This is a genomic window from Paenibacillus thiaminolyticus, from assembly GCF_003591545.1.
Lineage (GTDB): Bacteria > Bacillota > Bacilli > Paenibacillales > Paenibacillaceae > Paenibacillus_B > Paenibacillus_B thiaminolyticus_A.
The window spans coordinates 1-9,748 of record NZ_QYZD01000060.1; the positions used below are offsets into that span (position 1 = coordinate 1).

At 59.0% G+C, this 9,748-nt stretch carries 11 protein-coding genes; 5 read left to right on the forward strand and 6 right to left on the reverse strand.

What is annotated here, in order from left to right; translation table 11 throughout:
• Positions 1-110 precede the first annotated feature (110 nt).
• The 4 genes from tsaD to tsaE are packed head-to-tail and all read right to left on the reverse strand — an operon-like array spanning position 111 to position 3,044.
• Positions 111-1,163, reverse strand: a complete 1,053-nt coding sequence (tsaD, locus tag DQX05_RS28870; RefSeq protein WP_119796693.1) for a tRNA (adenosine(37)-N6)-threonylcarbamoyltransferase complex transferase subunit TsaD — start codon at positions 1,161-1,163, stop codon at positions 111-113.
• Between the two features lie 14 nt (positions 1,164-1,177).
• Positions 1,178-1,705: a ribosomal protein S18-alanine N-acetyltransferase gene (rimI, locus tag DQX05_RS28875; RefSeq protein ID WP_119796694.1), complete on the reverse strand. Its 528-nt coding sequence runs from the start codon at positions 1,703-1,705 to the stop codon at positions 1,178-1,180.
• Between the two features lie 18 nt (positions 1,706-1,723).
• Positions 1,724-2,560 carry a tRNA (adenosine(37)-N6)-threonylcarbamoyltransferase complex dimerization subunit type 1 TsaB gene (gene tsaB / locus DQX05_RS28880; RefSeq protein ID WP_119796695.1) on the reverse strand — a complete coding sequence of 279 codons (837 nt, stop codon included), beginning with the start codon at positions 2,558-2,560 and terminating at the stop codon, positions 1,724-1,726.
• 4 nt (positions 2,561-2,564) lie between these two features.
• Complete coding sequence (tsaE, locus tag DQX05_RS28885) at positions 2,565-3,044, reverse strand: tRNA (adenosine(37)-N6)-threonylcarbamoyltransferase complex ATPase subunit type 1 TsaE (protein WP_040731209.1); 480 nt, start codon at positions 3,042-3,044, stop codon at positions 2,565-2,567.
• A gap of 387 nt (positions 3,045-3,431) precedes the next feature.
• Between tsaE and DQX05_RS28890 the strand changes: the two genes are divergently transcribed.
• Both DQX05_RS28890 and DQX05_RS28895 read left to right on the forward strand, forming a co-directional pair.
• Positions 3,432-4,022: a TetR/AcrR family transcriptional regulator gene (locus tag DQX05_RS28890; RefSeq protein WP_119796696.1), complete on the forward strand. Its 591-nt coding sequence runs from the start codon at positions 3,432-3,434 to the stop codon at positions 4,020-4,022.
• Positions 4,023-4,025: 3 nt separating this feature from the next.
• Positions 4,026-4,580 carry an HXXEE domain-containing protein gene (locus tag DQX05_RS28895; protein ID WP_119796697.1) on the forward strand — a complete coding sequence of 185 codons (555 nt, stop codon included), beginning with the start codon at positions 4,026-4,028 and terminating at the stop codon, positions 4,578-4,580.
• A gap of 92 nt (positions 4,581-4,672) precedes the next feature.
• On the opposite strand, the gene DQX05_RS28900 is transcribed toward DQX05_RS28895, so the two are convergent.
• Positions 4,673-4,861, reverse strand: coding sequence for an H-type small acid-soluble spore protein (locus DQX05_RS28900; protein WP_119796698.1), 189 nt, complete (start codon positions 4,859-4,861; stop codon positions 4,673-4,675).
• A 229-nt stretch (positions 4,862-5,090) separates the two neighbouring features.
• Between DQX05_RS28900 and ku the strand changes: the two genes are divergently transcribed.
• The 3 genes from ku to ligD all read left to right on the forward strand — a co-directional run bounded on the left by ku (position 5,091) and on the right by ligD (position 8,107).
• Positions 5,091-6,107, forward strand: a complete 1,017-nt coding sequence (ku, locus tag DQX05_RS28905) for a non-homologous end joining protein Ku (protein ID WP_119796699.1) — start codon at positions 5,091-5,093, stop codon at positions 6,105-6,107.
• Positions 6,107-7,102, forward strand: coding sequence for an ATP-dependent DNA ligase (locus DQX05_RS28910; protein ID WP_119796700.1), 996 nt, complete (start codon positions 6,107-6,109; stop codon positions 7,100-7,102). Before ku ends, DQX05_RS28910 begins: the two co-directional genes overlap by 1 nt.
• Positions 7,103-7,186: 84 nt before the next feature.
• The gene (gene ligD, locus DQX05_RS28915) at positions 7,187-8,107 is read left to right on the forward strand and encodes a non-homologous end-joining DNA ligase (protein ID WP_119796701.1); all 921 of its coding nucleotides are present in this window, start codon (positions 7,187-7,189) and stop codon (positions 8,105-8,107) included.
• 47 nt (positions 8,108-8,154) lie between these two features.
• Here the strand turns inward: ligD and cls are convergent, their stop codons facing one another.
• Positions 8,155-9,582, reverse strand: a complete 1,428-nt coding sequence (gene cls / locus DQX05_RS28920) for a cardiolipin synthase (protein WP_119796702.1) — start codon at positions 9,580-9,582, stop codon at positions 8,155-8,157.
• Positions 9,583-9,748: the final 166 nt, after the last annotated feature.

Below are 9,748 nucleotides of genomic sequence, written 5' to 3' on the forward strand. Positions count from 1 at the left end.
ACAAGTGACATTTTCATAGCACAGTTAAAGTGACATTTTCACAGACGATTGACAGACCTAATTTGAAATAAAGGCTCGCTCCTCGCCTCTCTTCCGGCAGCGCTTGGCAGCTATTCCACCGACCACGCCTCGAGTGAGAACAGCGGCTGGGCCTGGAAATCAAGCGGCGTGAACTGCCCGTGCTTCCACTTGATATGCGCCGCGGCGGCGATCATCGCCGCATTGTCCGTGCAATATTCGAACGGCGGGATCAATAGCGGCACGCCCTCGGCCTGGCAGCGCGCCGACAGCGCCGATCGCAATCCGCGGTTGGCGGCCACGCCGCCGCACAGCAGCAATTGGTTCGCGCCGTATTCCTTCACGGCGCGCATCGCTTTCTCCGTCAGCACATCGATGACGGATTCCTGGAATCCGCGGGCGACGGCGGCGTACATCGGCGGCTCGCCCCGCATCTTCGCCTGATTGACGACGTTCAACACGGCGGACTTCAGTCCGCTGAAGCTGAAATCATAGGAATCAGGCTCCAGCCAGGCGCGCGGCAGCGTGATCGCGTCGTCCGCGTCCACGGCGAGGCGGTCGATATGCGGACCGCCCGGATACGGGAAGCCGACCGCGCGGGCGACCTTGTCGTAAGCCTCGCCGACCGCGTCGTCGCGCGTGCTTCCGATGACGCGGAACACGCCCTCCCGCTCCAGATGAACCAACTCCGTATGCCCGCCGCTGACGACGAGCGCCATGCATGGATAGGCCAGCTCCTGTACAAGCCGGTTCGCATAAATATGCCCGGCGATATGATGCGTCCCGATCAAGGGCACGTCCAAGGCCATCGCCAGCGACTTGGCCGCCACGATGCCGACGAGCAGTGAGCCGACGAGCCCCGGCCCCTGTGTGACCGCAACGGCCGTAATGTCAGTCAGGGCAAGGCCTGCCTGCTTCACCGCTTCCTCCAGCATGACGGTAATCGTCTCCACATGCTTGCGCGAAGCGATCTCCGGCACGACGCCGCCGAAGCGCTGGTGGACGTCGATCTGGCTGGAGACTTGATTCGCCAGCACTTCGCGCCCCCCGCGAACGATGGCCACGGACGTCTCGTCGCAGCTTGTCTCGATCGCGAGTATGACGTCCGCTTCTCCCGGATTGGTATAAGAACTTGATATATTCACGAAGGTCACCTGCTTTATTCCGCTTGTTGATAGGAAGAAGCGGCCAACGCTTTCAGGTCGGTCCACATAATGAGCGCATCTTCCTTGTTATCTGAATAGTATCCTTTGCGCACGCCCGCTCCCTGAAAGCCGAACTTCGCATACAACCGTTGAGCGATATGATTCGACACCCGAACCTCGAGCGTCATCGCCTCCATGCCGTAGGCCATCGCCTGTACGACCATCTCCCGCAGCAGGCGCTCTCCGAGCTTCTGCCCCCGGAAATCGGGATGAACGGCAATATTGGTAATATGAGCTTCATCCACAACCGTCCACATGCCGGAATAGCCGATAATGCGATCGCCTTGAAGCATTACCGTATATTTGGCAAAATGGTTCTGCGTCAGTTCATTCCGGAACGCATCAATCGTCCACGGCACCGTGAACGAAGCGTGCTCCACCTCAAGCACCCCGGGAATATCCTCAAGCCGCATCGGCCGGAACTCCACTCCGCCCGGTTCCGCCGTCCGTTCATCCTCATCGTATTCAGGTCGTTGTCCCATCTGACATGCTCCCTTCTATTACTGCTGCCTCCGGTCCGCCCGCTCCTTCGCCAGCAGCTTCGCTTCCGCTTCCGCCAACTGCGTATAATTCGGCTCGAGCCGATGGGTATCCGTCCGCTCGCCTGCCGCATAGGCGCGCAGCCCGAGACGGCCGATCCAGCTCGCCTCCATCCCGCACGGGATAACGCGAATCCGTCCTCCCCATTGCGCCTGCAGGCCGCTCAACGCTTCCTGCTGCGCTCCGGTATCGCCGACGAACCATACTTCTGCGGCCGCTTGCGGATGATCCGCACCTTCCGCCCTAGCTTCCAGCGCCCGGGACGCCTCCTCCGCGACCAGCGAGAACAGGCGAATCCCGTCCTCGCCATGCCGCTCAACCTCGTCCCTCAGGCCCTCGGACGCGCTTCCGTTCCAAGCAAAGGGAGCCGTATAGACCTGCCCCCTTCTCGCATCCATCAGCGGGTACACAAGGATGCGACCAGTGCCGCCCGCTTCGGCGCCGTCCTGTTCGGCCTGCTGCACGCCGGAGAGCGCCAACGCCTCCAGACTCGATACGCCGATAACCGGCTTGTCCCATATCCAGGCCATCGTCTTCCCGGCCGTGACCGCGATGCGCACGCCTGTATACGATCCGGGGCCGACACCGACGGCGACAAGATCCGTCGACTTCCCGCTCCACCCGTTATCCTCCATCAGCGACTGCACCGTCGGCAGCAGCTTGATCGAATGATTGCGCTCGGCCTGGGAATGGCGCTCGTCCACGAGCACGTCCCCTTCGAGCAGGGCGGCGGTCAGAGCGGCCGTCGATGTATCCAGGGCCAGCACCCGCATTCTATTATGATCCTGTTGATGCACGATGTCAGACTCCCATCCGTTTAAGTTCGTTAACCCAGCTTACATAGGGCTCCCCGTATGCGGTCAAGCGAATGATCCGCTCCGTCTCGCCTTCCGTCTGCATAAAAAGATGCAAATAACGCGGCGGCAGCAGCGGCGTAATCAGGCTTGACCACTCGACCAGCGACACGCCGTCGCCATACAAGTATTCATCCAGCCCCAATTCATCCGCTTCCGCCATCGAGATGCGGTACACATCCATATGATAGAGCGGCAGCCTGCCGCTGTCATATTCTTTAATTATCGTAAACGTCGGACTGTTGACGATCCCCTCGATACCGAGCGCACGCGCGACCGCCTGCGAGAACCGGGTCTTGCCCGCCCCCAGATCTCCGTCCAGCGCGAGGACCGTGCCGGGCTGACAGCGTTCGGCCAGCTTCGCGGCCAGCCGTTCCGTATCCGCTTCGCTCGCGGAGTAAAAGGCGAATTCCGCTGATTGGTTCATAATTCCCTCCACGACATTCAACTGTTACTGACAACTCATTATAACATAAAAACGCCGCCTCTCCTCACAAGCGGAAGGCGGGCACACAGCGAGCCTCCCGCTGCTGATGATTGCCCGTGCCCTGGCAGCCATAATACTTCTCCCCACGCATACTCCGCCCTGGATGCTAGATAAATCAGCAGCGTATTCTATCCCTTTTTACATTTATTCCCCGTATCTTGCAGGAAGTTTTGGTCAGGCGCAAGATCGATTTTGAGTTGGGCTCGGAAGAGAACAAAACTGGACGAGAGATTGGATTCCTGCTCAGAGTATGAAGCCCCTTTACAGTGCAGGACACGAATGATAAGATATTACTAACTAATTAGTTAGTAATGAAGGAGGTTGCCTATGGCACGCAATACCGCGCAGGAGAGCAAGCGCAAGCTGATGCAATCAGCCGAGAAGTTATTTGCCGCCAAAGGGGTGCGCGGCACGAAGGTCAGCGAGATCGTAGCCGGGGCGGGCTTGACCCAAGCCGCTTTTTATCTGTATTTCACAAGCAAGGACGATCTTGCCGCTCAGCTCCTGCAGCAATTCAATGAGCACTTGCTCCGCCTGGGCAACGCCGGTGCGGAAGTGAAGCATCTCCCCACTTCAGAGGTCGAGGCGTATATCGTCTCGTCTTTTACCGCGTTGTTCCGTCTGTTCGGGGCACAGCCGCAACTGACGAAGATCGCGCTGCAAATCTCCGACGACAGCGATCAGGTGCGGGAACGCATCGTCCGCCAGATCGTCGCCAACATGCTTCATAACCAGTCGCTTGGAATCGTCAAGCCGGAGATCGATCCGGAGCTGGCGGCCGAATCGGTCGTCGCTGCGATGGAGAGACTCGTCTACCGCTATGTGGAGACCGGAGAAAGAACGCCGGAGGAGTTGGGCGCCCATACCGCACGCCTGTTCCTTCAAGGCATGCTGCTTCATTCGAAAAAGGAGGGGTAACCGATGATCAATGCGATAATCGGCTGGATAACCGCTCATCTTGATGCGGTTACGGTGATGTGGCTGTTTCCTATCGTATTCATGTTCCATGATTTCGAAGAGCTCCTCTATGTCGAGCCCTGGCTTCGCCGTCACGGCGAGCGCATTCTGGAACAGATGCCGCCTGCGGTCCGGCGCTTTGCCGGGAGCAGCCTGAAGATGACGACGCGGGACTTCGCGGGCGATGTATTCTGGGTCTTCCTCGTCTTCGTTACGGCGACGCTCGCGGCCGTACTGTTTTCCTGGTACGACCTGTACCTGATTCTGCTCCTTATCTTATTCCTGCATGTATTTACCCATATCGGACTGTCCGTCTATACCCGCAGTCTTGCGCCCGGCGTCATTACCGCCGTCCTGCTCGTCCTGCCCTACTCCGGTTATGCCTTCTTCCGTCTATCCGCAGATCGTGTCATCGTGCCGGAACAGCTGCTGTGGGACGGCCTGGCCGCCATCGTGCTGCTCCCTGCCATATTCCTGCTCATCTCCCGCTGGCGCAGCAAATTCAGAATTGCGCGCTGACGACAAGTCGGGAAGGCCGATGCCACACAACGCGCCTTCCCCCTGCTGCCGCTCCTATTCCAGACGCAGACCGACCAACTCCTACCGTTCGCTTATTGTTGCGGCTCCTGCAACCGGTCAACCGCTACCGTCTCGGTATTTGTCGGGTTGGTGCCGACTTGCACCGTCGCCATTCCATTGGCAACATCCACGCTCTCGATCCAGACCGGCTGCTCGCCGTCAAGATGGACAGGGACCGTATCCTTCATTTCCAAAATATGCTTCGCACGATGTACATCCATGTTCAAAACCTCCCTTCCACAGCATTCTAAGCCTTAACGTGACGCAAAAGCGCCTTTTTCATGCATGCGTAGAAGAAAGCGAACTATCGCATACTGACCTATAGAGGTTGTCCCAGAAGTCGTCATTTGAACACTGACATATAGGCAGGAACCCGATGAATACAGTGATACAAATGCCGGCACAGCGATGTGCAGGCGAATGAGCGAACAGGCGCGAGGAGGATAATTGATGCATACGGTCTGGAAAGGGGCAATCAGCTTCGGCTTGGTCCATGTCCCCGTCAAAATGCATACCGCCACCGAAGACAAAGACATCTCAATGCGAATGATACACAAGGAATGCGGCAGCCCGCTCTCCTATGTCCGCTCCTGCCCGGTCTGCAAGGAAGAGGTAGGCTGGGACGAAATCGTGAAGGGCTATGAGTATGAAAAAGGGAAATTCGTGCTGTTCCCCAAAGACGAGCTGGAGCAGCTGCAGGATGATGCAAGCCGGGCGATTGCGATTCTCGATTTCGTCGACCTGGCCGAAATTGATCCGATCTATTATCAGAAGACGTATTATTTATCTCCCGATCAAGCGGGGAACAACGCGTATCAGCTGCTGCGCGAGGCGTTGGTCCAGACGGGCAAGATCGGCATCGCCAAAGTGACGATCCGGGCAAAGAGCAGTCTCGCCGCCATTCGCGTCATCGAGAATTGCCTCGTCATGGAGACGATGTTCTACCCGGATGAGATTCGCGCGGTTACCCAGGTTCCGAATATTCCGGAGCATGTGGAGGTCAATCCGAAGGAGCTGGAGATGGCGAAGCTGCTTATCGGCCAGCTGTCGACAGCCTTCCAGCCGGAGCAGTACACGGATGAATACCGCCAGCGCTTGCTGGAGCGGATCGGGCAAAAGATTGCGGGCGAGGAAGTGCGCACCGCTCCGGCCGCCCAGCCGGCCGCCAATGTCGTCGACCTCATGGCGGCGCTGCAGGCGAGCATCGAGGCGATGAAGGGGCCGCGGCCGATTGGTACCGCCCCGGGTCCGGCGGCTGCAGCGGGTTCAGCCGCAGCAGCGGAACCGAAGCGGCGCAAAAAAGCCGCTCCGGCGGCCGCCGCCGATACGCCTGCTGAGGAAGCTGCCCCGCGGCGCAAGAAGACGGCCCGCAAGGCGGAAGCCGGCGCGCAGAAGGCGGCCAATGACGGCGAGGAGCCAGCCGCCACCGGCGGCACGCGGCGCAAGCGGACGCGGACGGAGCCATAATGCCACGGCCGCCGATGGAAGGCTCGGGACAGCCGCCGCACCGGGAGGAACGGAACGCCGCGGGCTTCCCCGAGGCACTCCCGGCTTCCCTGGCGCTGCCTGCGGCCCCGATGTCTCCGCTTCGGAGCGACCGCATCCCCGCAGGCGAAGACTGGCTGCATCAACTGAAATGGGACGGCGTCAGGATGCTCGCCTTGTGCGTTCAGGGCCGGGTGCGGCTGTTCTCCAAACGGATGCTGGAGAAGACGTCCATCTATGCGGACGTGACGATGATGATGGAAGCGCGGCCCGAGCTTCGGGGGCGTACGCTGCTGCTCGACGGCGAGGTCGTCGTCTTCGATCCGAATCTCGGACGGCCTTCCTTCCCGTTGGCACTCCAACGGGAGCGGATGCGCCAGCGGCCCGACGGCGCCCTTCCCGCCGTCTACGTCCTTTTCGATGTGCTCGGGATCGAAGAGCGGAATGTAAGGCGGCTACCCTATGAGGAGCGGCACCGCTTGCTGCTGGATCTGTTCCCCGACAAGCATCCCGCTTGCTTCGTGGCGGATATTTTCGAAGATAGCGATCAATTGTGGAAATGGGTGGAGCAGCACGGCTGGGAAGGCGTCGTCAGCAAAAAGCGACGCTCCACGTATCAGGAGGGCAAGCGTCATCAGGACTGGTTCAAAATTAAGAAGGATCTTCTCGTCGAAGCCTTGACGGTCGGCTATATGATCAATAACGGCCGTCCAGCCAGCGTCGTCCTTACCGATTTGGAAGGACGCTATATTGGCAAGGCGTCCATCGGACTTGATGAGACCCGCCGGCTGCTCTTGGAAGGCTGGGCGGCGCGTTATCCCGCCTCGGGGCCGCCCGGAGGACCGATTGTGGCTCTCCGCCGGGAGCCAATCGTCTGGATGAGTGTGCCGATTCCGTGCCGGGCCGCGGCCTTGGAATATACGCCGACCGGACAGCTCCGCCATCCACGCATCGATACACTGCCGCTGCTGAGGTAACGGGAGAAGCGAAGCGCGGGAGTTAGAGGGGAACGAGATCAGAATGCCGAGAATACGGGAGTGCAGACACAGGAAGGTGGGGCTATGGCCAGCAAAGAACCGCCCGCGTACTTAATGGTAGAAGGGCATGAACTCCAAGTCACGAATCCGAACAAGCTGTTGTGGCCGGAGGCGCGCATCACGAAGACAGACTATATCAGGGAAATGATCCGGCTAAGCCCTTTTTTGCTGGCGGCGTGCCGCGACCGCTTCCTGACGACGATCCGGTATCCGCACGGCGTTCCGGGGGAGTTTTTCTACCAGAAAAACGTGCCTCCTGGGGCACCCTCCTTCGTCGAAACAGCGATGTCCGGGGACATCCGCTATATCGTGCTGCAAAATGTGCCTACGCTGCTCTGGCTGGCCAATCTGGCCTGCATCGAGTTCCATCCTTCACTGCACCGCATCGGCGACCCGCTCCCGGCCGAATGGATTATTGACCTGGATCCGTCCGTTCTGGAGGAGGAGCGGATTATGGAGGCCGCCTGGATCGTAGGCGAAGCCATGGAACGGATCGGCATCCGGACGATTCCGAAGACGTCCGGCGCCACCGGCGTGCAGCTCATCGTGCCGATCAAGCGCGGCCCGACCTTCATGCAGCTCCGCGAGCTGGGCGAGATGCTCGCCATCTACCTGTGCGAGCTTCACCCGGAGCTGTTCACGATCGAGCGGTTGAAGAAGAACCGGGGCACCCGCATTTACATCGATTACATGCAGCATGATGCCTCCCGGACGATCGCAGCGCCATACACGCCGCGGGCGACGCCGTATGCCTCGGTGTCGATGCCGCTCACCTGGGACGAGGTGAAGCGCAATCCGAAGCCGCGCGATTACCATCTGCTGAATGCCGCCGATCGGCTCGCCCAGGTCGGCGATCTGATCCGCGATGCCGAGCCGCAGGCAATCGAGCCGATTTTGGAGGCCTTCTCCAGCCAGATTCAAGCAAGCCGATCCCGCAAAAGCTAACCACAGTCCGTATCCATCGGATCACGAAAGCGGTCTATAAAAGCGGCCTATAACAGAGGCGACAGCAGCCGCATCACCGCTTCGGCGGCACGCTGACCGCGGGAACGGGTCACGAACTTGTTATAATCGATCTCGACACTGTCTCCGAAATCACGCAAAAAATCTTCCTCCAGCCGATCGACCGCGGCAGCTTCGAACAGCACCGCATTGACTTCAAAATTGCTGAAGAAGCTGCGCATATCGAGATTCGCCGTCCCTACGCATCCCAATGTCCGGTCCATGAGGAAGGTTTTGGCGTGAGCGAAGCCTTTTTGATACTGATAGAAGCGGACGCCCGCCTGCAGAAGCTCCTCCACGTAAGAGAGGGACGCCCAGTCGACGAAGCGGGAGTCCGACTTGCCCGGAATAATAACGCGAACATCGAGACCGCTGACGGCGGCCGTCTTGATCGCGAGCCGCACGCTGGCATCGGGAATGAAGTACGGCGTAATGATCCAGACCCGCTCCCGCGCTGAACTGAGGACCCCAAAGAACAGCTCCTGGATCGCATCCCAGCTTGCGTCCGGACCGCTCGAGATCATCTTCACCTGCTCCGTCCCCTTGCATTGATGCGGCGGGAACAGATCCTGCAGCGCTAGCGACTGGCCGGTCACGAACGTCCAGTCGTGCAGGAAGATCGCCTGCAGCGCATATACTGCATCTCCTTCCACCTGCAAATGCGTATCGCGCCAAAAGCCAAGCTTGCGATTCAAGCCCAAATAATCGTCACCGATATTAATTCCGCCGACAAACCCGCTCCGGCCGTCTACGATAAGCAGCTTCCGATGATTGCGGTAATTGAGGCGGCGGCGGAAAAACGAAACCGACAGCGGCAAGAACCAGTGAAATTCCACGCCCGCTTCCTTGAACGTCCGCAAATAGTTGCGGCCCAGCTCGATGCTGCCAACGCCATCGGCCACGACCCGAACCTTGACACCTTCCTTCGCCCTGGCAATGAGCGCCTGCTGAAAGATGGTGCCGATGCCGTCGTCCCGCAGTATGTAGAATTCCATATGGATATGATGCTTCGCTTCCCGAATCGCGGCCAGCATCGCTTCGAACGTCGCTTGTCCGTTCGTCAGCACCCGGGTCTCGTTGCAGCTCGTAATCGGACTTTCCGACAAAGCAGAGATGAGCGAAAATAACCGTTCCTGGCTATGCATTTCCAGATTGTTCAGCTCATCCGGACGGCGGACCGTCTGGATCCGGAGATCGCCGATCCGGTTCTTGGGATGGGCCCAGCCTCCCCTTTTCCGCACTCGCAGCCGGGCCGTATATTCCTGGGCGAGAAAGTAGTACATAACGAAGCCGATAAGCGGGAATATGAACAGGATCAACAGCCAGGCAACCGCCTTGGAAGGTTGCTTGTACTCGAGCAGCACGATCGTAAAAATTTGAAATATATATATGAGCAAGGCGACTACCAGCCATAACATCAATTTTCCAACCTCCGCCTGTCATTGACCTCGTTGCATTTACAGGGCTTATTTCTTGTATTACATCACAGCGGACATCCTGTCAACTCTGCCCATCCTGCTGTACCTGTCTTGTTTCCGGTTGCCCCGTTCTTCCAGTCCCCCTCTGGCTCTCCTTATCCTGTTC